Origin of the sequence: Flagellimonas lutaonensis, assembly GCF_000963865.1 — a bacterium.
Lineage (GTDB): Bacteria > Bacteroidota > Bacteroidia > Flavobacteriales > Flavobacteriaceae > Flagellimonas_A > Flagellimonas_A lutaonensis.
Genome location: NZ_CP011071.1, coordinates 1,250,022 through 1,273,859 on the forward strand (window position 1 = coordinate 1,250,022; position 23,838 = coordinate 1,273,859).

At 45.1% G+C, this 23,838-nt stretch carries 16 protein-coding genes; 3 read left to right on the top strand and 13 right to left on the bottom strand.

Annotated elements, in window-relative coordinates:
* Window positions 1-35: 35 nt before the first annotated feature.
* Window positions 36-2,771 (bottom strand): peptidase associated domain and porin domain-containing protein, encoded by a 2,736-nt coding sequence (locus VC82_RS05810; RefSeq protein ID WP_045801532.1) that lies wholly within the window; start codon window positions 2,769-2,771, stop codon window positions 36-38.
* Window positions 2,772-2,874: 103 nt separating this feature from the next.
* On the opposite strand from VC82_RS05810, the gene VC82_RS05815 reads away from it, so the two are divergent.
* Window positions 2,875-3,933 carry an endonuclease/exonuclease/phosphatase family protein gene (locus tag VC82_RS05815; RefSeq protein WP_045801533.1) on the top strand — a complete coding sequence of 353 codons (1,059 nt, stop codon included), beginning with the start codon at window positions 2,875-2,877 and terminating at the stop codon, window positions 3,931-3,933.
* Between the two features lie 35 nt (window positions 3,934-3,968).
* Here VC82_RS05815 and VC82_RS05820 read toward each other — a convergent pair whose 3' ends face one another.
* The 8 genes from VC82_RS05820 to uvrC all read right to left on the bottom strand — a co-directional run bounded on the left by VC82_RS05820 (window position 3,969) and on the right by uvrC (window position 16,970).
* Window positions 3,969-4,406 carry a hypothetical protein gene (locus tag VC82_RS05820; protein WP_045801534.1) on the bottom strand — a complete coding sequence of 146 codons (438 nt, stop codon included), beginning with the start codon at window positions 4,404-4,406 and terminating at the stop codon, window positions 3,969-3,971.
* 91 nt (window positions 4,407-4,497) lie between these two features.
* A complete protein-coding gene (locus VC82_RS05825; protein WP_045801535.1) occupies window positions 4,498-7,743 on the bottom strand; it encodes a TonB-dependent receptor in 3,246 nt (1,081 codons plus the stop codon).
* A 165-nt stretch (window positions 7,744-7,908) separates the two neighbouring features.
* Window positions 7,909-9,546 (bottom strand): glucose-6-phosphate isomerase, encoded by a 1,638-nt coding sequence (gene pgi, locus VC82_RS05830; RefSeq protein ID WP_045801536.1) that lies wholly within the window; start codon window positions 9,544-9,546, stop codon window positions 7,909-7,911.
* Window positions 9,512-10,828 carry a M23 family metallopeptidase gene (locus tag VC82_RS05835; protein ID WP_045801537.1) on the bottom strand — a complete coding sequence of 439 codons (1,317 nt, stop codon included), beginning with the start codon at window positions 10,826-10,828 and terminating at the stop codon, window positions 9,512-9,514. The genes pgi and VC82_RS05835 overlap by 35 nt, the downstream gene beginning before the upstream one ends.
* Before the next feature lie 3 nt (window positions 10,829-10,831).
* Entirely contained in the window at window positions 10,832-11,797 is a 966-nt protein-coding gene (locus tag VC82_RS05840) for a tryptophan 2,3-dioxygenase family protein (RefSeq protein ID WP_045801538.1), read from the bottom strand.
* Between the two features lie 10 nt (window positions 11,798-11,807).
* A complete protein-coding gene (locus tag VC82_RS05845; RefSeq protein ID WP_045803282.1) occupies window positions 11,808-12,584 on the bottom strand; it encodes a DUF3108 domain-containing protein in 777 nt (258 codons plus the stop codon).
* A gap of 344 nt (window positions 12,585-12,928) precedes the next feature.
* Window positions 12,929-15,199, bottom strand: coding sequence for a patatin-like phospholipase family protein (locus tag VC82_RS05850; protein WP_045801539.1), 2,271 nt, complete (start codon window positions 15,197-15,199; stop codon window positions 12,929-12,931).
* Window positions 15,183-16,970, bottom strand: a complete 1,788-nt coding sequence (gene uvrC / locus VC82_RS05855) for an excinuclease ABC subunit UvrC (RefSeq protein ID WP_045801540.1) — start codon at window positions 16,968-16,970, stop codon at window positions 15,183-15,185. Before uvrC ends, VC82_RS05850 begins: the two co-directional genes overlap by 17 nt.
* Window positions 16,971-17,357: 387 nt before the next feature.
* Here uvrC and VC82_RS05860 point away from each other — a divergent pair, with 387 nt between their 5' ends.
* On the top strand, window positions 17,358-17,939 hold the full coding sequence (locus tag VC82_RS05860; RefSeq protein WP_045801541.1) for a 5-formyltetrahydrofolate cyclo-ligase: 582 nt from the start codon (window positions 17,358-17,360) through the stop codon (window positions 17,937-17,939).
* Here the strand turns inward: VC82_RS05860 and VC82_RS05865 are convergent.
* From VC82_RS05865 to ileS, 4 genes are read right to left on the bottom strand one after another with little or no spacing between them, the layout of a single operon-like run.
* Window positions 17,906-18,556: a lipoprotein signal peptidase gene (locus VC82_RS05865; protein WP_045801542.1), complete on the bottom strand. Its 651-nt coding sequence runs from the start codon at window positions 18,554-18,556 to the stop codon at window positions 17,906-17,908. The genes VC82_RS05860 and VC82_RS05865 overlap by 34 nt on opposite strands.
* A 30-nt stretch (window positions 18,557-18,586) precedes the next feature.
* On the bottom strand, window positions 18,587-19,225 hold the full coding sequence (locus VC82_RS05870) for a hypothetical protein (RefSeq protein WP_157517999.1): 639 nt from the start codon (window positions 19,223-19,225) through the stop codon (window positions 18,587-18,589).
* 4 nt (window positions 19,226-19,229) lie between these two features.
* The gene (locus tag VC82_RS05875) at window positions 19,230-19,613 is read right to left on the bottom strand and encodes a TraR/DksA family transcriptional regulator (RefSeq protein WP_045801544.1); all 384 of its coding nucleotides are present in this window, start codon (window positions 19,611-19,613) and stop codon (window positions 19,230-19,232) included.
* 3 nt (window positions 19,614-19,616) lie between these two features.
* Complete coding sequence (ileS, locus tag VC82_RS05880) at window positions 19,617-23,024, bottom strand: isoleucine--tRNA ligase (protein ID WP_045801545.1); 3,408 nt, start codon at window positions 23,022-23,024, stop codon at window positions 19,617-19,619.
* A gap of 459 nt (window positions 23,025-23,483) precedes the next feature.
* On the opposite strand from ileS, the gene VC82_RS05885 reads away from it, so the two are divergent.
* Window positions 23,484-23,816, top strand: a complete 333-nt coding sequence (locus VC82_RS05885; protein ID WP_045801546.1) for a hypothetical protein — start codon at window positions 23,484-23,486, stop codon at window positions 23,814-23,816.
* Window positions 23,817-23,838 lie beyond the last annotated feature (22 nt).

Here is a 23,838-nt window from a genome sequence, read left to right on the forward strand (position 1 = left end):
ATTCTTCACATTGTTGAGAATGTCAATTTAATAGGTCAAAAACTTACCGCCACATTCAAAAAATAGGTTCGGCCGTAACCGTACCAATATTTTGGTGCGAAAGTGGGGTTATTTCTCAGGTTATCTTGTTGCAATTGGCCAAAATTGCCATTTCTGCTCTGCTCGTATCCACCCGTTCTAAAGGTGGCCTCAAAAACATTGTTGATACTGGCAAAAATGCTTACATAGGTTCCGTCGATAAGCCAAGACTTTCCGCCGACCAGATTCAAGAGATAAAAATCATCCAGTTTTTGCTGTTGCAGGAGCTTGGCAACATTTTCTTCTGTGGCATCGACAAATCGTTGCCCGGTCTCGGGATCTATCAAAAAACTCTGCGTTCTGGTAATGGTTGAAATATTGGCATAATTGTTCGCCAAATAGTTTGCGGTGGCGCCCACCCACCAGTAATCGGGATCGCGATATTCAACTCCGAATGCAACGGCCTTCTGTGGGCCTTGGGCCAGTCTATAGCCTTTTATGTTGGCAAGGCCCAGGTCAATGTTTCCCTCAGGGGCAATGGGTTCTTCTTGGCCTGCGGTGTCAAAGTTTATGGTAACTGCTGGATGATTGGCAAAAAGGTACTTGCCCACGTTGGCCACCAATGAGAGCTCGACGGCAGGCGAAACTTGGTACTCAATACCGACCTCAATGCCCATGTGCACTCTATCGAGATCTGTGATGACCTCTTGTACAAAATCGGAGCCCAGCCCCGAATCGACAAAAAAGAAATTGATGTCGGTGGCATTCTGAAAACGGGTGTAAAATCCTGAAATTCTCCCTGTCAGATCAGGGAGCCGCAGGAAATAGTCCATGTCCATCGAAGAAACGGTTTCACTCTCAATATCGGGGACCACTTCATGGCTCTCGCGTGGATTTACGTACACGTTCTGCACTATCGGCGAGCGGGTCAAATACGCCGCTTGGGCCCTCAACCAATGCCTTGCCGTAATCTTGTAGGTCAGGCCTCCCTTCGCCCCAAAATTTGAGAAATCGACCTTTTCGCCCTTGCCGAGCGAATTCTGTGAGAAACGTTCGTTTTGAAAAAGGCCCGTACGCCGGTAGGTCGTTCTTGAAGCTTCAGCTGCAAAAAAAGCACTCCATTTGTCAAACTGCTTTCTCGCCTGTACGAACCCGTTCAGGGTTGTCGCTTCAACTTCATAATGGTATGAAAAAACATCACCCTCCTCTTTGTTCAAAGGGCCGTTGATATTGTTTCGGGTATTGGAGAACGGGTCTATATCCTCGTGGAAATCAGCTCCCAATAAATCGTCCAGTTCAGCAAAATTGGCAGAATTGGTCTGGGTATGCCCAAGTCCTAAATCGAGCAGAAATCGATGGCCCATGGAGATGTTTGCCACTGAATTGACCGAAAAACGGGCATCTTCAACAATATCGTTCTGCAATACATAGGCGGCCTTGCCCTGGTTTACCGTGTTCGAGTTCGCCAAATAGAGATTGTTCCAGTTAATCTGTGGGTTCTGTAAAAATCCTTCCCTTGCCAATGCTGCATTGGTAAAATCGGCCCCTATCGGGTTGTTGATGTAAAAACTCGGCAGGTAACGATAGTATGTCGGATCAGGATTTGGCGCATTGAAGTACCCCAACCGACTTCTTGCACGGCTGCCCGATTGATAGGAAACACCTGTGACAATCTGTATGTTTTGTGACTCAAAATAGTGGTTCAGCATCAAGATCGGTTCAAAAATATCCCGTTCACGGCTGCTGCGCATCCCATCATTTTGATACCCCCAATACGGGTTGTAGCGGTTTCCGGCCAGCTCAAACACTTCTTCGGTGATCGCGGCCGAACGGCCCCGACGATTTTTGGCCATAATGGAGGTCAGTAGCAGCGAATTTCTTTCATTCAACCGGTATTCGAGTGCGCCAAAAAAGGAAAAGGCATCGTAATGTGTTCCATCTATGTACCCTTCCGTTGCCCAACGCCTTGAACCCGATACCGTGTAATGCCAATCACTGTTTCCACTTGAAGTATAAGTGGCCATCAAGCGCCCAGAATAGGTTCTGTTAGAGGCCGATGCAGAAAGCCGAAGGCCAGGCCGTAAACCGGATGGGCGGGTGTCAATGTTGGTATTTCCCAAAATACCGCCAAAACCCATTTCGGCCGCTTCGAGTCCGTTGGTAAAGGTTTGGTTTCGCACCACGTCGTTGAGGCCGCCCCAGTTGTTCCATTGGGGCCTCCCATCAAAAAATTTGTTCATCGGCATATTGTTGATGAAGACTTTGCCCTCTCTCGAATCATAGCCCCTTACCCGAAAGAAGGCCTGCCCAAAGTCAAAGGCGGCACGGTTCAAAAAGACATCACGGGTAGCCTGTAGCAAGCCTGCTGAAGCGGAAACTGCCTCAACATCATCGGAAAGTTCAATATCGGTTAAGGTAATCAGGTTGTCGGTCTGTTCAACGGTTACGTCTGGTTCCATGAAAACCGTGCCCACATCAAGATTGGTTCCTTCCAGCTGTATTGCCAATCGTTTGGTGATAAAATCATTGGCAGTGCAGACCAACAGCCGTTCACCTGTCAATGGAGTGGTAAGTTCAAATTCACCTTCAGAATTGGTTTCGTAAGTGAGTGACGTTCCCCCGAGTATGACCCTCCCGTTGGGAATGGGCCTGTTCAGTTGGGCATCCACCAATTTTCCCTTTATGGAGATGGACTCCTGTCCAATTACCTGAAACAAGGCAAATGAACACAGAAATAAAGGCAATAGCCGCATTTTTGGTCAGTGTTTCCTCAATTTTACATAAAAAAATTCAATCAAAGATGTCTGGGCCCAGAAAAACAAAAAAACATGTGTATTTTTCCGTAAAGTTATACGGATGAGAAGGTTAGTCGTTCTTTTTTGTTTTCTTTCGATATACTGCCATAGCCAATCTGAACAGCCGTATAGGATAAGGTCAATTGCCTTTTACAATGTCGAAAACCTGTTTGACACTACCAATGACACGTTGATCTTTGATGATGAAAGAACACCGACAGGGGCTTACGGTTGGACCCAGGAGCGTTACCAACGAAAAATAGCGCACATCTCACAGGTGCTTTCAGAAATTGGCAAGGAAACAACAGGCACCTCGCCCGATATCATCGGGCTCTGCGAAGTAGAGAATAAAAAGGTAATCAACGATTTGGTGGCACACGTAAACTTACGTTCAAAAAACTACGGAATAGTACACCACGACTCACCCGATGAGCGGGGTATCGATGTGGCCCTACTTTACAAGAAAAACGTTTTTTTGCCCCATTCGTTCAACAACCACCGATTGTTGCTTTTTGATGAGGATAGCAATAGGGACTATAGCCGAGACCAATTAGTGGTCGGTGGTATGTTGGATAACGAAGAATTCCATTTTATCGTCAACCATTGGCCCTCACGTAGTGGTGGCGAGGCCAAGAGCAGACCTAACAGGATACAGGCGGCCCACTTGAACAAACGTATCATCGACTCGATTCTGCGCCTGAAGCCCAGTGCCAAGATCATATCGATGGGCGATTTCAACGACGACCCCCGAAACGACTCTTTCAAAAAAGTGTTGAAAACAGTAGGCAAAAAAAGATTGTTGGACAGTACGGGCCTTTTTAACCCAATGGAGCGGCTCTTCAAAAAAGGTGTGGGTTCATTGGCCTATCGCGACAAGTGGAATCTTTTTGACCAGTTTTTCTTCACAGCAAATCTGCTTTCAGACCGTAGGGAGACCTATTCGTTTTGGAAAGTCGGGGTCTTTGACCCAGATTATCTGAAAAACAAAAGCGGACCATACAGGGGCTATCCTTTTCGAACATATGTGGGCACCACTTATCACGGCGGGTACGCTGACCATTTTCCAGTGTATCTGTTTTTGGTGAAAGCCTCTCCCAACCCCTCCAAAGGAGGGGAGTGAAATAGATTCCCGCCTATGCGGGAATGACAATGGGTTTAATCAAACCACTGCCCCCAAGGGATACGGCTGAGAATCAACAACAACCCCAATCCGTAGAATATGGCAATGCTCTTGAACTTCTTGTCGCCCTCCATAAACTTCTTATGGCGCGACCAGCCGATGGTAATCAATACAATGGCAATGATGTTTGTCAAGGGATGTTCCAAGGCCAGTAGCCTGGCCGGGGCATTCAGCCCTCCCATACCCAATGTCTGGATGGCCTTGAGCCCATTGGCAGACACAAAGTACAATACGAGGCCAATCAGTAGCTGTATATGGCTTAGAATGAGTGCAAAGAGACTGATTCGAAGGTCTTTGTGCATGGTAAACATACGTTTACCGATCCATCCTGCAAAAGCATTGACAACGGCAATGACCAACATGGCCAATACGATATAGGCAAAATAGGAATGTAGGTTCTGTAGGATTTCCATATCTGAATTTTGAAGTCTAAAAGTAATGATTTTAACAATAAAAAAGCCCCGCAAATTGCGGGGCTTTCTATCTAAGCATTATAATAACGTCTTAGTTAAAGATGTAGCGAACACCCAATTGTGCCTGCCACCTAGATGACTGGATTCCGAAATCATCCAATTCTTCAAAGTTAGGCGTACCATCATCGTTCATAACCCCTTGGTTGATTGCAAATACAGGCGTATCACCTGTAGAAACTGTTGTCAATGGGCTTACCTCGCTTCTGATAAATTTCAGTTTGCCCCAATCTTTGTTCAAGAAATTGGTGAAATTGAAAATATCAGCAGATAGTTGCAAGGTATGCTTCTTATTGCCCCAATTGATTGAGAAGTCTTGAAGCAATTTGAGGTCAACGATGTGGCTCCAAGGGCCTCGAACCGCATTTCGCTCTGCATATTTGCCCCTGTTCTCCCGTAGGTAGTCAATGCTGTTGATGAAAGTATCCAACTGTTGCCATTGGGCCGCTTGCTCTGCTTCGGTACCTGCAAACTGTATTTCACTGGCATTTCTGGGTATATAAATCAACGCGTTATCCCTTGAATCGTCGTTCAACAGGTCGCGCCCTTCGTTGTAGCTAAAGCTATAAGGAGAACCTTGGAAACCAGAATAAAGCAAGCCTACAGTAGTCTTGACATTGTCGTTCCAACTAATCTGATATGAGGCATCGGCCACAATACGGTTGCCCAAAGCAAAATCTGAACGGGTAACAGGCAGGTTGGGTGAGTTTTTGCCGTTCACCGTCAAAATATTTCGCCATTGTGAGCTATTCTGTGAAGAGGTCCCATCGAAAATCTTGTTAGACTCACCGTAGGTATAGGAAATGGAACCGGCAAAACCATTTTCAAAAGGCTTGCGAAGCGTAAAAGTAAGGTTCGTAGCATTACCACCACCTGTGTTCGAAGCCAAAATAATTCTCCCATACGTTGGGTCTATTTCGTCTCTTCTATCGTAGAATGGCCTATTATCGGCACCTTGGTAAAAACCAACGGGGCCCTTAAGGTTCAAATTCTCATAATAGATATCGGTGATGACATCTGTATACAAGAAGTCAGCTGAAGCAATCAATCCCCACCATGGCAATTTTTGGTCGATGGCAATGTTATACTTCATCACCTGGGGCAACTTGAAATCTTCAGCTATAAGGTCGATGTTTCCTCCCAAACCACCTGAACCAGGGGCAGGATCTTCAAATTGGTTTTCTACATTGGGCTCAAATGGCTGTCCGAATTCAAACATAAATCCACCGGTTACACCGTTGTTGTTATAGGTGCCTCCGGGCCATACCAAGGGCAATCTGGATGTAAACACACCGAGACCACCACGAATTTGTGTGGTTCGCTCACCATTGACATCCCAGTTGAAACCAAGTCTTGGTGCAAACATGGCAGTACCGACACCTTGGCCTACCCTAGCACCTTGAAGGTCTTTACCGGCGGCTTCAAGCAAGGCAACCGTCCTGGTATTGAAATCTTCGTTCACCGTACCGTCTTTCCAGCTAGGAATATCGATACGTGCACCGATGCTCACTTTAAAATCATCGGTTACCTGAACATCATCCTGTACATAAAAACCTGCCTGAAAAGTCTTGAAGTCAGCTGAACCTGACGATTCATCGCCCACAGCGCCATTGCCAACCAACGAATAGCCATGCTGGTACACATCGGCATCTTGACCGGTCAAAAACTGGTTGAGACCGCTAGAGATCAACACACCATTGTCGTCGAATTGGTCTTCGAATGTGTAGTCTCCGTAGTTGAAAGCAAAAAACAGGTTCTTAATCGTTGCGAATTCTAGGTTGGCACCCAAGGTAACCGTATGGCGGCCAGCATAGATTTCAAAGTTGTCAGTGATGGTCAAATAATCTGTGTTCAACAAGTTGGCTGTTGAGAAGGGTTCAGACCCAAACGAAATGGTTCCGTCGCCATCTTGGATGTCTACCGTAGGAAAGGGATCGCCGAATGGATCACGGTCATCCCTAACGGCAGTATAGCCCACTACCAAATTATTGCTGAACTTGTTGCCAAACCTTGAGTTCAATTCAAGTGCAGTCGAATTAGTGTTCGACTTAAAGAATTCAGAACCATTGATAAAGCCTATATTTCGATTGCCCGAATTACGTGCTTCCAGGTTTTCTGCTCCCACATAGCTATGGCGCAACGAAAGGTTGTTGTTCTCATTGATGTTCCAATCTATCTTGGCCACCAAAGTGTTGCTTTCCAACGTTCGGGTGTTGTTGTTAAAAATACCTGGATTGTACCCATAGGTACTCTGTAGGAAGTTGCTCAAGTTTTCTAGATCGGCCTGTGATGACCTCCCTGTATAGTTGCTAAAGTTGAAAGGTTGGGGAATCTCGGTCTCCGCTCTTTCGTAGTTGATGAAGAAGAACAGCTTGTCTTTGATTATTGGACCTCCTAAACGAACACCGTAGGTGTTTGCTGAGAAGTCTGCAAGCTTTTCCCTTTCTTCACCATCGCCCACCAAATCGGGTGGTGTTTTACCGGCCAGACCTTCATTACGTGTAAAGTAGTAGGCCGATCCCTCAAATTCGTTTGAACCCGATCGGGTGATGGCATTTATCGATCCTCCTGAAAAACCTGATTGTCTTACATCAAAAGGTGCAATGTTGATTTGGAATGTTTCAATGGCGTCCACTGAAAGAGGGTTGACCCCTGTCTGGCCTCCGTTGGTGCCTGAACCAGCCAAGCCAAATACATCGTTGTTAACGGCACCATCAATATAGATGGCATTGTAGCGATTGTTCTGTCCTGCCAATGAAATGGAGAACCCATCATCCCCTTCAGACAATTGTGCCTGGGGTGTCAATCGCACAAAATCTGCCAACGACCTAGAGGCCGCCGGAGTGGTCGCCACTTGGCGTTGTGAAATGTTGGTCTCGGTACCTGTCTTGTTGGCACCGAAGACGCCATCGCCCACAGCGGTCACAACCACTTCGTCAAGTGCTGTTGCCGATTCAGCCAATTGAGAGTTGATAGTGGTGGTCTGACCTAAGTTGAGATAGACCCCTTCTTTTACATCATCGTTGAAACCAACGTACGAAATCGTAATCTTGTAAGGGCCGCCAGTACGCATACCAGAAATTCGGTAAAAACCATCAAAGTCGGTGGCAGCGCCATAGACCGTTCCAGAGGGTACGTGTACCGCAACAACACTGGCGCCAGGTAGCGGTTCGCCATTGTTGTCCGTGATCTTACCACCGATTGAAGAAGTGGTGACCCCCTGCGAAAATACCGTTGCAGACACCAAAAGCGCCGCAAAAACCAAGTAGAGTTTTTTCATTTGAAATAGTGTTTAATTCATTTAATTAGCGATGCAAAATTCTCTCTTTTTGCCTTTAGTAATGTTAAGGCAATGTTAAGAAAAAGTTGGGGATTTTTGGCCAAAAACCGACAAAAGAATGATTGCCAGCAAATTAATTGTGCTTTGCCCTTTCCGGTGTTCGAATCAGTCCTTAAAAAAACGTAAAAGCTGTTCGGTAGAAGCATCGTGGGGCCCTATTTGAGGGTTCTCAATATCTTGAAGAATATTTTTGGCAAGTTGCTTTCCAAGTTCCACACCCCATTGGTCAAAACTGAAGATATTCCATATCACCCCTTGCACAAAAATTTTATGCTCGTACATCGCGATAAGGGCACCCAAGGTTTTCGGCGTCAGCTTTTTAATAAGTATCGTGTTGGTGGGCTTGTTACCCTCAAATACTTTGAATGGCAGTAAAAAATCTATTTCTTCATTGTTATAGTCTTGATTTTCAAGTTCTTGCCTAACCTCTTCTGGGATCTTGCCGTTCATCAAAGCCTCTGTCTGGGCGAAAAAATTGGCCATCAACTTATTATGATGGTCCGTATCGCCATGCAATGATTCCTTAAAGCCAATAAAATCACTGGGAATCAATTTGGTGCCCTGGTGGATCAACTGAAAAAAAGCATGTTGTGAATTTGTGCCGGGCTCTCCCCATATAATTGTGCCGGTCTGGTAGCCGACCTGTTCGCCCGAGCGATCAACACTTTTGCCATTGCTCTCCATAATGCCCTGCTGCAAATAGGCTGAAAAACGGTGGAGATATTGACTGTAGGGGATGATGGCCTCGGTCTCGGCTCCGTAGAAATTGTTGTACCATACGCTCAAAAGCGCCAATATAACCGGTATATTTTCGCTGAAGTCTGTTTCCTTAAAATGGTTGTCCATTTCACGGGCCCCTTCAAGAAGCTGGGTAAAATTATCATAGCCGACAGACAATGCTATTGAAAGGCCCACCGCACTCCAAAGCGAGAAACGGCCACCGACCCAATCCCACATCGGGAATACATTTTCATCGGCAATGCCAAACTCCTTTATTTTCTCAAGATTGGTCGAAACGGCCACAAAATGGTGTGCCACATCTTCTGGGGAGGCATACTGTAAAAACCATCTTTTAATGGTCAGGGCATTACTCAGGGTCTCTTGGGTGGTAAAACTTTTCGATACCACCACAAAAAGAGTGGTCTCTGGATCAATGTGCTTTAACACTTCATGGACGTGGTCACCATCGACATTGCTCACAAAATGCACCCTTAAGTGGTTCTTGTAATATTCAAGCGCCTCGGTGACCATTACGGGCCCCAAGTCAGAACCGCCAATACCGATATTGACCACATCGGTAAAGGGTTTGCCCGTAAACCCTTTCTTTTTTCCAGCGATGATCTCTTCTGAGAACGTTTTTATGTGCTCGCCGACCTGGTGTACCTCTGGCACCACATTTTCTCCATCGACCTTTACCACTTCATCTTTTGCTGCACGCAGCGCGGTGTGCAAAACGGCCCGCCCTTCGGTTTCATTGATCACATCACCACCAAAATAGCTGGCCATGCTTTCTTTTAACCTGACCTCGTCGGCTAATTGCAGCAGCAAATCGATGGTTTCGGATGTAATTCTGTTCTTGGAATAGTCGACAACGAAGTCTCTCCACTGGATATGGAATTTTCTCGCCCTATCGGGGTCCGATTCAAAGAGTTGCCGTAAATGTAGTTTTTCTGATTCTTTTTGGTGTGCCGCCAGAGCCATCCAGGCCTTAGTCGCTGTAGGATTGATTTTGGGAAGTGTCATCGTATTGGTTGAAGGTTAGCATGTCTTTCTCATTCTCATAATCGGATGGTTGCATGAACTCAATACAATCCAATTGAAACCTAAGCGGTTTTATATGTTCGAAATAGGCACTTTTCAATGAATCGGCGATGGGGTCAGCCGAAGGAAGCTTTTCTCGCAGGGGGTCTACCTGTCTACCGTTCTTCCAGAAGCGGTAGCAAACGTGTGGGCCCGAGGTGTTACCGGTCATGCCTACCCAACCGATAACATCGCCCTGTCGAACAAAATCGCCCTTTTTCACCTTTTGCTTGCGCATGTGCAGGTACTGGGTACTGTAGGTGCCGTTATGGCGAATTTTTACGTAACGACCATTACCACCCCGACGGGTCGATTCGGTAACCGTGCCATCTGCCGTAGCGATAATGGGCGTGCCAATGGGCGCCGCGTAATCAGTGCCCTTATGTGGCCGCACCCTATTGCCGTAATAGGCAATACGACGCTTTAAATTGTACCCTGAAGAAAGTCTATAGCCAAACTTGATCGGGGCCCTTAAAAAGGTGCTCCTTAAATTATTGGCATCTTGGTCGTAGTAGTCAAGTATGTTTTTTGTTGAATCTATAACATAGGGAAAGGCATAAACGGGTGTTCCCTTATGTTCGAAATAGGCAGCTTTTATAGCCCCACTGCCCGCATAGATGGTATCGTTGATATATTTTTCATCGTAGACGATCTTGAACTTATCGCCCTTTTCCAATCTAAAAAAGTCGATGGTCCAAGCGTAGATTTCCGACAGGTTGATGGTCACCGCATAATCGACCCCCAAGCTATCCAATGTTTGTGAGAGACTGCTGTTGATGACACCTGCCACCTCACGCTCGACCAGCTGTACCTCTTTCTTGCTCTTGTACACCAAGGCACTGTCCCTTAAATCTACCACCGTATAATTGACCTTATCGTTTTGATAGATAAAAATCTGGGCCTTTTCGAGCGAATCTTTTGATTTGAGGATTACATAGGGTTTGCCAACTCGGATTTTTCTAACATCGAAGGTATCCCTGAATTTTTCGGAAACGGCCGCAATTTTTGGGTAGTCAACATGGTTCTTGAGCATCAGCTCGCCAAAACTGTCGCCATAGCGGATGGTGTCGTTCACCACCTTAAACTCCTCCAGATTGAAGCCAAAATATTTTTCGACCGGTTTTTCTACCTCAATTTGGGCAATCTCGGTGATGATTGGCTTTTCCTCTTCTTTGCATGAAACAATTACCACCAATGCCAAAAGTACGCCCCAGTATTTCTGCATTTCTTATTTTTTGTTGTCGGGGTTGAACATATGGTCAACCCACTGTTTGCCCCAATTTGCAAGCTCTTCCTCTGAGTACAAAGTTGGGAAAAAAATTATTCTTTGAAAACTGGGTGGCAAAAACTCTTTCCAGTTGGTGCCGCCCGTGGCCTCTATTGCCGCGTTTTCTTTTTTCAAATAACGATAGGCCGACCCCATGTGCATCAAGGGCCAATTGACATTGGCGTTGATATCCAATCGCTTCAAAGCCTCTATCAATTCAGGGTTTTCCCTGACTTTTTTGGGCAGTTGAAGGTATTTATGGTATATCGTATTGCCTTTTACCTGTTTGGCTATACGTATCAACCTAGGAGTATAACGATATTCGAACTGTTTTAGTGTTAGGGTCTTCTCACCTGTTTTTAAGTCTGTTGCACCCTTTTTCCAATAGATATGCCCATAGAGCTCTTCTATGGTGTTCTGCTCTGAAAAATGTCCCCGTTCGGTATGGTGCACCAAATTTTCCAACGGGGTGGCATATATCTCGATCATTCGGTATTGCACCGATTGAAACCCGCTTGCTGGAAGCAACGCCATTCTGTAGCGCAAGAACTGTTCGCGCTGCATGCCGTTGATCATAATGCTGAACGATGAGGTGAGTGCCTTGAAATAGTTGTTGATCCGGTCTGTCTTTTCGAGAAAGACCTCCAATGCTTGCGATTTGTCATCTACCAATTGCTTCTGCTCATGCAAGATGAGCTTGAAATAAAGCTCGGTGATCTGGTGGTACATGATAAAAATCTCCTCATCGGGAAAGTAGGTTCGGGGCACTTGAAGGCTCAAAAGGGTGTCGAGGTGGATATAGTCCCAATAGGTGAGATAACGTTGGTACAACAACCCGTCTAAATAAGAGCTCAGGTCTTGGCCCGAGTCTCTATACTTCTCTTCAAGCTTGTTGATTTGCGACTCAATTCGCTTATCTCTCTTCATCAGTGGTTGTTCAATCCATAATTATTTTGAACTGATTTTTAAGGCCATTGTAACCGTCTAAATCGGCCTTGATAGACCCAACGGCCAAATCGGCCTTGATACGCACCGGAATTTTGTTAAGATCGTTGGACACCCACAAGGTAAGACTCTCTTGCTCGCGAAATACTCTTCCTGATTGTACGTAGGGCCTAAATTTAAGACATTCTACCTTACCAAACTTGGTTCTTATGGTGTCAATGCCCAGAAATTTGAGCTTGAATTTATAAACCCCATCGTCATCGAACAGCATGTCCATGCCAATACTCTCACCCACAACAAGGTCGTCTGCATCGTACCTGTCCCTCAAATAATAGGCTGCAGAAACTAGATCTTGCACTTGGTCGTGGATGGTAAAATCATACTGCTTGTTGTTCTTATTGTCTTTTAAGAGCGCTTTGTTCTTTGTGTAATCAAAGTCTATTTCGATGTCTTTTGTATACCCTCCTTCATCAATTTTTCTGATGAACCGGTAGGGTTTGCCATCATCCTGGCCAAAATAACTTTCATAGGTGTCGTCAACCTTGAAAAAGATACTTGCAAAACCAGTGGTCTTGCCCCGGCCCACAACATGGTAGACCGGTTTTCCTTTTATGGTGTCGGTTTTAAGGTGCAGGGTGGCATAACTGGCGTTCAAGATGCCATAATGTATCCTGAACTTCAACCATTCGCCTGCTTTAAATGCCCTGGGTGTCTGTGCAGACAACCCCATGACAAATAGCAATAATATTATAGGGACAATTTTCTTCATGATGTTCATTACACCGCCAAAAGTACTAATACGATACATTTAGAAGCATGTTTTACATTACTTTAAACAAAAGTTATTCCAAATTAGTATACGCAAAAAAAGCCCCGACTGAGTGTCGGGGCTTTTTCTAAATAACCAACCAAACTTTAAATTATGAAAAACCAATACTTAAAGTAATAAAGGAACCACCCTTTATCACTGTAAAGATAAGTTGAAGTTTTTTCTGAAAACAGTTTTTAACGGACTTTAACTATATGCCGTACTTATTGGGGATCGCTTAATAATTTGTTCTGAAAAAATTAAGAAAAATGGGGGGGTTATGGTTTGGTGCAGACAGGCACTTATCAAAACCAAAAGCCTACACTAAAAAAAACATTGCTATCATCTAGTTGGGGCGACCATGAATAGTAAACCTGTACGGGGCCCAGAAACGACTCAAAGCCATAACCTACGCCGAAGCCCGAAAAATCAGGCTCTGAGAACCATTCACCGGTTCTAAAAAGATCATCTTCCACATTGGCCACATTGGCGGTAAAGAGTATGTGGTTTTTGGGGGCAATTTCGATGTCGAGGCGTCCATAGGCCTTAACAAAACTGTTTCCGGGCAGGCTAAGAAAATCATATCCGAAAAAGGGGATAAAGTTGTTGATGAAATCATTGCCAAAGCCTCCCAAAACAAAGTCAAATGACCCCACGCTCGAAGTGCCCAGTTTAAACCCGCCTTCTGTCTCAAGATTGAAATATGTGTTGGGCAATAACTTGAACGCCGTACCCATACGGGCCTTCGCTATTGAAAATTCTTTGAAGTTATCGTTAAAGTCAGAAGAAAAAAGATACACATGAAAGTCTCCATCGAATAAAAGGCCCTCCGTGGGAAAGTACTTATCGTCATAAGTATCCAATGCCAATTTGCCAAAAGCACTGAAATAATTGCTATCCTCAAAAAAAGTACGGTCTCCAGAGCTTGGCGTAAAACTCGCTTCTGCCATTTGAGCATTTTCAGTCAAGGTTCTTGTGCTGTACCGCAGCAATTTGTGCTCAGCCCCAATCCTAAACGCAAACTCTTCACGTAATACCGTTTGTAGGTACAGCTGATTGGTGAAATCGGCCACATCAAGCAATATCTGGCCTATGTTGGGATTGTCGACAACATCAAAATTGGAGCTTATGAGTCCGTAATCAATTTCTTGGTCAAAATCGGTGAAACTGGAGTTTATACCAAAGCTCCAATACGCTCCTTTGTCTACGTAATATTCCAAATTGTACCTTATGTGGTCTCCTAAAATAAAATCAAAAGAGGCCACATCGTCTTGAAAAAAGAGGCCCTTTCGGGTAAGGTTGATCAAAGCGGCACTTTTATATAGGTCGTCATAATGCGCGCCCATTTTGATGAACATTTTGGTAGGGTCGTCTTTAAGCTTCAGAATGAGGTCGGTACCAAGGCCGTTGTATGCCAACTCGTACCGCAGTGCCTTGAAATTGCCCGTAGCGGCCAGATTGTTGATTCCCTGTTGGAGTTTTTCGAACGAAATTTTTTCGCCCAGATCTACCCGCAGCTTACCCTTTACATAGCCCCTGGAGTAGCGGGTATCTCCTTTTATCATAAGCCGGTTGATGATCAGGCTATCAGACACTTCGCCCTTAAAATTCTTTGCATCCATTGTCGCTTGCTCCCGTGCCACTTTGACAAGTTCATCAAATCGTGCCTTGGCAGCCTTCTCGCCAATTTCCATTATTTCTGCAGCATAATCAAAGTCAATTACCGAAAAATCACCGATCTCCGGTTTTATGTAGATGTCTGTCTTTTCCCGTTTTTCAACCATATCCCTTACCGTGCGGTAGTTGTTTATCTGCAGAAGAATTCCCGTGGCCGATGATAGCGACTCCCGTTTTACAAGGCCATGCTGTACATCGACCCCTATAATGATGTTGGCACCCATTTCTTTCACCTCATCAATAGGGTAATTATTCACCACCCCACCGTCTATCAGTATGTCTCCATCGATCTCTGAAGGCTCGAACAGTGATGGAAAAGTACCGCTTGCTGTTATGGCCTCTGGCAGAAAACCGGAGTCTAGTACCACTTCTTCGCCGGTTTCTACATTTGTGGCTATGCATACAAAGGGTATTGGAAGTTGGTTGAAGTCACGTATGTCTTTAACGTGGTACAACAAGCGAACCAACTCGCCGTAGATGCGCTGCCCCCCGGAAATACCCTGCGGAAAAGAAATTTTGAACCCATTAAACGGAAGACTTAGGGCATACCTTTCTGAATCGTCCTTTTCATAAAAGGTCTTGGCCCCCCTGGGCACATCGTCTTGGATCAACTCATTAAAATCAGTGGCCCTGAATATTGAATCCAGTTCGGTGGCCGAGTACCCCGCAGCATACAAAGCCCCAACTATGGCCCCCATACTGGTTCCGCCAATATAATCAACCTTTACCCCCGCCTCTTCAATTACCTTCAGGGCCCCTATATGGGCAAGCCCCTTGGCGCCGCCCCCGCTCAATACCACGCCTACTTTCGGGCTTTCTTGTGAAAAACAGCTATGTGCTACCAGTGCCAGTGCCAAAAACGAGGCCTGTCTGATCTTAGTGTTAATGAAATGATTCATAAATTTTTTTTGCCTTGGCCATACCGACGCTTTTGGCCAAATGGTCGATACTTGCCTCTTTGATCCGTTTTACCGATTTAAATTCTTTCAACAACTGTTGCGCCGTTTTCTCTCCAATGCCCTCAATACTCTCAAGCTCAGAATCAATGGCCTTTTTGCTTCTCTTGTTTCTATGAAAGGTGATGCCAAAACGGTGGGCTTCGTTTCGAAGCTGTTGTATGATTTTTAAAGTTTCCGACTTTTTGTCGAGGTACAGGGGTATGGGGTCATCAGGAAAATAGATTTCCTCTAACCGCTTTGCAATGCCTATAATGGCGATCTTACCCCTTAAGCCCAAGCGCTCAAGGCTCTTGAGTGCCGACGAAAGCTGACCTTTGCCCCCATCGATCACTATCAGTTGGGGCAAGGGTTCATTCTCATTCAGCATTCTCTTGTAGCGCCGGTGCACCACTTCTTCCATCGATGCAAAATCGTTGGGCCCTGAAACGGTCTTAATGTTGAAGTGGCGATATTCTTTTTTGGAAGGCTTTCCATTTCTGAAGACCACGCAGGCGGCCACCGGGTCGCTGCCTTGTATATTCGAGTTGTCGAAACATTCAATATGCCTTGGCTCTTCTGAAAGTCTGAGGTCGGCCTTCATCTGTGCCATTATACGTTTGGCATGCCTGTCGGGGTCAGTGATCTTTATTTGCTTGAAACGCTCTTGACGGTAGAATTTTGCATTTCTGGTCGAAAGATCTACCAATTTTCGCTTATCTCCAAGTTTTGGCACCGTGACCCTCAGCCCTTCTTCCACTGGTACGGCAAATGGCAAATAGAGTTCTTTTGAGTCTGAACCAAACCGCTGACGAATCTCAATGATGCCCAGTTGCAAGAGTTCTTCATCGGTCTCATCCAATTTTTTCTTTATCTCCATTGTGTGTGAACGCACCACCAGCCCATGTGAAATCTGTAAGAAGTTGATATAGGCATGGGTCTCATCTGAAACGATTGAAAAGACATCCACATCGCTAATCTTCGGATTGACGATCAATGATTTTGCCTGGTAATTTTCCAAAACCTCAATTTTTTCCTTTATCCGCTGGGCCTTTTCGTATTTCATCTCAGCGGCCAACATTTTCATCTGTTTTTTAAGGTTGGAAAGGGATGATGAAAAATTGCCCTTTATAATGGCCCTGATGTCGTCTATCTGGCCTTCATATTCTTCGGCGGTCTGCAGCCCCTCACATGGCCCTTTGCAGTTGCCCAAATGGTACTCCAGGCATACCTTATACTTGCCCGCCGCTATTTTTTCCTCAGACAGGTCGTAATTACAGGTACGAAGGGGGTATATGCTGCGGATGAGGTCGAGTATGGTCTTGATGGTCTTTACACTGGTGTACGGGCCAAAATATTCAGAACCGTCCTTGATGAGTCTTCGGGTCATGAACACCCTGGGAAACCGTTCGTCCTTGATACAGATCCAAGGGTAAGATTTATCGTCCCTCAACAACACATTGTAGCGTGGTTGGTGCTTTTTTATGAGGTTGTTCTCCAATAATAAGGCATCTGACTCTGTCGGCACCACCACATGTTTAATGGTCTTTATTTTCTTGACCATCACCCGTGTTTTGCCGTACTCCTGTTTTCGCGTAAAGTATGAAGAGACCCTTTTTTTAAGGTTTTTGGCCTTGCCCGCATAGAGCATTTTGCCGTCTGCATCAAAAAACTGGTAGACCCCCGGGTTATCGGGCAACGAACTCAATTGTACTTCTATCGACAGGGTTGACATGGTATGCTAGGGCACGCTTTAAAATACAGTATGAAATTACTATGTTTTTCGCAAAGGCCCTCTGAAATGGTGGTTAAAAATCGGTGACAGACCATAGCCGCGGCCTATTCGCCTTTCTATAAGAAAAATCAGCCTTCATGGGTTGCGCCGCTGTTAAAAAAATAATAAAAAAGTGCATTTCATCGATAAAAAAGTGCATTTCATAGCGCTCACTTTATTTTTTTGTTTATTTTTAGACACCTAAACGTTAAATGCATGGAGAATTATCTTATCGTTTTGGGCATGTATCTAATTTTGATGTTGTTCTTCAAAATTTACGTTGCCGTCTCAACAAAAGAGTAGGTAATTATTGCTTGAAACTTCCCCCGGAATCAATCAACATCGCGTATGTTGAAACATGAATTAAGAAAAGTCTATAAGGAGAAACGATTACATCTTTCTCCTTCTTTTATTTTAGAACATAGCATTGAAATAGCCAACCGACTCCTACAACTACCCATTTGGCATTTCACCCACTACCATGTCTTTTTGAGCATTGCCGATAAAAAGGAGGTGGATACCCACCCCATAATAACAACCCTACAGGCCAGGGACAAATGTGTTGTGGTCCCGAAAATCGCTTCGGGTACTGAAATGGAACATTACCTTTTGACCGACAGTACAAAGCTGGTGTTGAACAGTTGGCAGATTCCCGAGCCTGTGGACGGTATCAAAATAGAAGCGTCAAAAATCGACGTCATCTTCATGCCCCTTTTAGCCTTTGACCTAATGGGAAACCGCGTCGGGTATGGCAAGGGTTATTACGATACGTTCTTGAAAAAGTGTCGGCAAGATTCGATTAAAATCGGAGTGTCTTTCTTTGGAGCCGAGGAAGTGATCAGCGATGTCGGCCCGCACGATGTTCCTTTGGATTATTGTGTTACTCCGACCAAAATCTATTCATTCCCTTCTTCCGATCTTTCTTCTTGACCTTTTTTAGGGAAGGCCTTTTTGTTAAAAATGATGAGCAAGGCCACTCCAATGCTTATGGCTGAATCGGCGATATTGAAAACCGGTTCAAAAAAGCTAAAGTTATTACCTCCCACAAAGGGTACCCAGTCGGGCCAAACGGCATCCTGTATGATGGGAAAATAAAGCATATCGACCACCTTGCCATGAAACAGTTTGCCATATGGTTCATCAGCAAAAAGGGTCGCCACTTGGTTATAACTGTCGTTAAAGATTACCCCATAGAAAACCGAATCGATAATGTTGCCCAAGGCGCCGGCGAAAATCAAGGAAACGGCTACAATTAAAACACGGGCAGATTTCTTTTTGATGATATCATACAACCAATAGCCAATACCGACAATGGCAAAAAGCCGAAAAATGGTCAAGATCAATTTACCAGTTGATTCAGATATGGGCAGAAAATCGTTCAGTTTGGTCCCCCAGGCCGCCCCTGAATTCTCGATAAATAAAATCTTGAACCAACGGAAAACCTCAACGGATTCTTGATACTCAAAATGCGTTTTGATATAGATTTTGCTAATCTGGTCGATCAGCAATACAACTATGATCAGTAAGAGTGATTTTTTTAGGTCCATTTGTAAAAATGAGTTGCAAAAATACTGATATTATTCAGTTTTTTTGAGATGGATGTCGCCCTCTACCGACCGCAGGTCATAAACTGAATTACCTGACGGAATCGAACTCCCACTTACCCTTCCGTAAGCTGATGTAGCCAGTATATCACCTTTGTCGGTAAAAAGATAAATGGTTCCCCTTTGGGTTTTTACCTGCACGTTTTCGCCAATGTTGCGCAGTTCGCAAACACCATCGGCCAAATCAACTTTGAGGTTTTTATAGTTGCCGGTGGCATTGACATGGCTGCTGGTGCCATAAAGACGAATATCATGGTATTCGGGCAATGTTATGTGAAGCCGTATCGAAACGACCTTGTGGGCACTCAATTTGTCGTTCGGAAAGATGAAATTGGGCTGAAAACCTGTGTTCACCAGAATGGTTTGGCCTTCTTGCTCGATATTGACCACCAAATCTTTTTTGTATTCGCCATCGATAATGGCCTCGACCGACAGTTCATCGCCCGAAGCCGTAGTCAAATCTACTTGGTAGCAATTATTCGAATCAATTTGGATGTAGTCATTGTTGGCGTTGACGTAGGTCTTTTTCACCACCTTTTGCGCAGCAACGGTAATACTGGCCAAAAAGCCCAGTAGACCCATAACAAAATACCCGCAACGTCTCAAAGGCACTGGCCTACTTTTGCATGTTCTTTGCCTCAATGCTCAAAGTGGCATGGGGTACCAGCTTCAACCGTTCTTTGTTGATCAATTTGCCCGTTACCCGACAAATGCCATAGGTTTTGTTCTCAATTCGCAACAAAGCATTTTTAAGGTCGCGGATAAATTTCTCTTGACGGATGGCCAATTGGGTGTTGGCCTCTTTGCTCATGGTCTCAGAACCCTCTTCAAACGCTTTGAACGTTGGCGAAGTGTCGTCTGTACCATTGTTGCCATCGTTCATGTAAGAACTTCTCAAAAGCTCAAGGTGCTTTTGGGCCTTTTCTATTTTCTCTTCAATCAGCTTTCTGAACTCCTCAAGCTCTTTGTCTGAATACCGGACTTTAGTATCGTTTGACATCTTTCAATGTTTTTTAATTAATAATCTAGTGTTCACTCCATCAAAGGCCAAGGCCGTTCCTCCTTCCAGTTCCTCTTCAAAATCAAGCGCTGCGGTCAGGGTCTCTGATTTAATATACTCTTTATTGCTTTCAACTGCCTCTTCGATCAAGCCATCTTTTTGGATCTTGATGTCAATTCTATCGGTCACTTCAAAACCTGAGTCTTTTCGCAGGTTTTGAATGCGGTTCACAAGTTCTCTGGCGATACCCTCTTTTTTAAGGTCATCGTTAATGGTAACATCAAGTGCCACGGTAAAGGTGCCATTACTGGCCACCAACCAACCCTCGATGTCTTGAGAACTGATTTCTACATCTGACAACTGTAATTTAATGCTTTTATTTTCCAAATCAAGCGATATTTCGCCTTCCTGTTCAATTTTTTGGATGTCTTCTTGCCCCATTTGTGAAACAGCGGCAGCAATTGCCTTCATCTCTTTCCCGTATCGGGGGCCCAAAACCTTGAAATTTGGCTTGATCTGTTTGACCAAAATGCCCGAAGCATCATCGAGCAGCTCGATCTCCTTGACGTTTACCTCGGACTTGATCAAATCGGATACCGCTTCGATCTCTTCCCTTTGGGAAGCATCCAGCACGGGAATCATGACCTTTTGCAATGGCTGTCGCACCTTGATCTTTTCTTTCTGGCGTATGGAAAGCACCAATGAGGTAATTTTTTGTGCCGCCTGCATCTTGCCCTCCAACTTTTTGTTCACCATGGTTTCATCATGGTCGGGGAAGTCAGCAAGGTGCACGCTCTCAAGCCCTTCCAATTGGGTCACCGCTTCCAAGTCTTTGTACAGTCTGTCCATATAAAAGGGTGCCAAAGGGGCCGAAAGTTTGGCAACCGTACACAGGCAGGTATAGAGCGTTTGATAGGCCGAGATTTTGTCCTTCTGGTAATCCCCTTTCCAAAAACGTCTTCTGCTTAGGCGAACATACCAGTTGCTGAGGTTTTCCTGCACAAAATCTGAAATGGCGCGTGCCGCTTTGGTTGGCTCGTAATCGGCATAGGCCCCATCGACCAGCTTGATCAGGGTATGTAGTTCAGAAAGAATCCATTGGTCAAGCTCTGAACGCTCATCTAGGGCCATCTCTTCTTCACTGTACGAAAAGCCATCGATATTGGCATACAGCGCAAAAAAGGCATAGGTGTTGTAAAGGGTGCCAAAAAACTTTCGTTTGACCTCGACAACGCCCTCGATGTCAAATTTTAGGTTGTCCCACGGGTTGGCATTCGCTATCATGTACCATCGGGTGGCATCGGCCCCATGGGCCTTCATCGTCTCAAAGGGATCAATGGCATTGCCCAAACGCTTCGACATTTTTTTGCCCTCTTTATCGAGTACCAAGCCATTTGACACCACATTTTTATAGGCCACTGAGTCAAATACCATGGTGGCTATGGCATGCAGTGTATAGAACCATCCCCGTGTCTGATCGACCCCTTCGGCAATGAAGTTCGCCGGAAAAGCAACCCGGTCATCAATCAACTGTTTGTTCTCAAAAGGATAGTGCCATTGGGCATAGGGCATCGAACCGCTATCGAACCATACATCGATAAGGTCTGCTTCGCGTTTCATGGGCTTGCCCGAGGGCGACACCAAAACTATTTTATCAACCACATTTTTGTGAAGGTCGATTTTGTCATAATTGGCCTCGCTCATGTCACCCACAACAAAGTCGTCGAAGATATCTTTCTCCATAAAACCTGCCTCGACGGCTTTGCCCATTTCTGATTTGAGTTCTTCAACCGAGCCGATTATTTTTTCCTCTTGCCCGTCGTCTGTACGCCAAATGGGCAAGGGTATGCCCCAGTAACGAGATCGAGACAGGTTCCAGTCGTTGGCATTGGCCAACCAGTTGCCAAAGCGGCCTTCACCTGTCGATTTTGGTTTCCAATTGATCTCTTGGTTCAATTCGTACATGCGATCCCGTACATCGGTGACCTTGATGAACCAAGAATCAAGTGGATAATATAAGATGGGTTTGTCTGTACGCCAACAGTTCGGGTAGCTGTGCAGATATTTTTCAACCTTGAACGCCTTGTTCTCCGTTTTTAGTTTGATGGCCAATTCAACATCGACTGATTTTTCGGGTGCCTGGCCCTCTTCGTAATATTCGTTTTTAACGTATTTGCCGCCAAACTCTCGCATTTCTGGTCGAAACCTGCCCTGTAAATCGACCAGGGGGACGGGATTGTTATTCTCATCGAGCACCAACATGGGCGGCACCTCGGGCTTCGCCTGTTTGGCCACCATGGCATCGTCGGCACCAAAGGTTGGGGCCGTATGCACGATACCTGTACCGTCTTCGGTGGTAACAAAATCGCCAGCAATTACCCTAAATGCATTCTCTGGGTTTTGGTAAGGCTGTACATAATCGATAAGCTGTTCGTACCGTATGCCTACCAAATCTGTGCCCTTGGCCTCGGCAATGACCTGATAAGGAATTTTTTTGTCGCCCGGCTTGTATTGGCTGAAATCTTCGGCTGATTCGGCCTCAAAGAATTTGCCTGAAAACTGTTTGCCCACCAGCGCCTTGGCCACCACTACATTGATGGGTTCAAAGGTATATTGGTTAAAAGTCTTTACGAGCACGTAGTCAATTTTCGGGCCGACCGTCAAAGCGGTATTCGAGGGAAGCGTCCATGGTGTGGTCGTCCATGCCAAAAAATAGATGTTTCCCCCAACGTCTTTCAAAAAATCAGGAAGGGTTTCTTTTTTGGCCTTGAACTGGGCCGTTACCGTTGTGTCGGTCACATCTTGGTAGGTGCCCGGTTGGTTCAGCTCGTGCGAGCTAAGGCCCGTGCCCGCTTTGGGCGAATAAGGCTGTATGGTATAGCCCTTGTAAATGAGCCCCTTGTCATAAATCTGCTTGAGCAGCCACCAGACCGACTCCATGTATTTGGACTTGTAGGTGATGTAAGGGTCGTCCATATCTACCCAATACCCCACTTTTTCGGTCATGTCGTTCCACACATCGGTATAACGCATGACCGCTTTTTTACAGGCCTCGTTGTATTCTTCTATCGATATCTTCTTTCCGATATCTTCCTTGGTGATGCCCAGTTCTTTCTCAACACCCAATTCAATGGGTAGCCCGTGGGTATCCCACCCCGCCTTGCGCTTCACCTGGTACCCCTTCATGGTCTTGTATCTCGGAAAGATGTCCTTGATGGTTCGTGCCATCACATGGTGGATGCCCGGCATTCCGTTGGCCGAAGGAGGGCCCTCATAGAACACATAGCTTTCCTTTCCATCACGGGTCGAAATACTCTTCTCAAATATGTTCTTTTCCTTCCAAAAAGTAAGCACTTCCTCTGCCACTCCTGGAAGGTCTAGATTTTTGTACTCTTTGAATTTCGAACCCATAATGCGCTTTGAATTAAGGTGCGCAAAATTAAGCAATTTCCTATAAAAACAGCGGGGAGGCAAACTAAAAAAGCCCCTCTACAAGGGGCTTTTCTTTTTTAGAAAATATACGTTTGGGTTATTGCATGGTTCCCGTGACTACTACATTTACGTTGAGCTTAAAATCCATGTTACGGTTTATGCACCATGGATCTTGTCGAATTCGCTCGATGCAGAACATTTAAATTCGATTAACCATTTGGATATTTTTCATGTCGCGAAAAAACCGTGTTGTCACAAATAATTCCGAAATAAAATTGATGCCGGTCAAACTGAACTTTAAAGAAAAACTTTTTGAAAATTCTACAATATTTCAACGTTTGCATAACTAATTGGATATGAAAAAAATACGTCTTATAGTTCATTGGTTTGTCGTGCTTTTTGATATCTTTAGGCCCATATAACACTAAAACCATTACGATGAAAAAAGTTTTGTTAGGATTTGCCGTCATAACGATAGCCATGGGTTTTCAATCTTGTGAAGGTTGTGCCGACAAGGTGAACGAAGCCAAAGAGGAAGCTGTAGAGGCCACTGGCGAAGCAGCTGAATCATTGGAAGAAGCAGGAGAAAACCTCAAGGAGGCCGGCGAAGAGGCCATGAACGAAGCCAAAGAGGCAGGTGAAGAGATGAAGAAGGCTGCTGAAGATGCAGCCAATGATGTCAAAAATGCCGCAGAAGAAGCTGGTGAGGATGCCAAAAAAGCCGTCAACGAGGCTGCCAAAGAAGTGGAAGAAGCCACCGACGACAACTGATCTCTTTTGTATTAAAAATCTG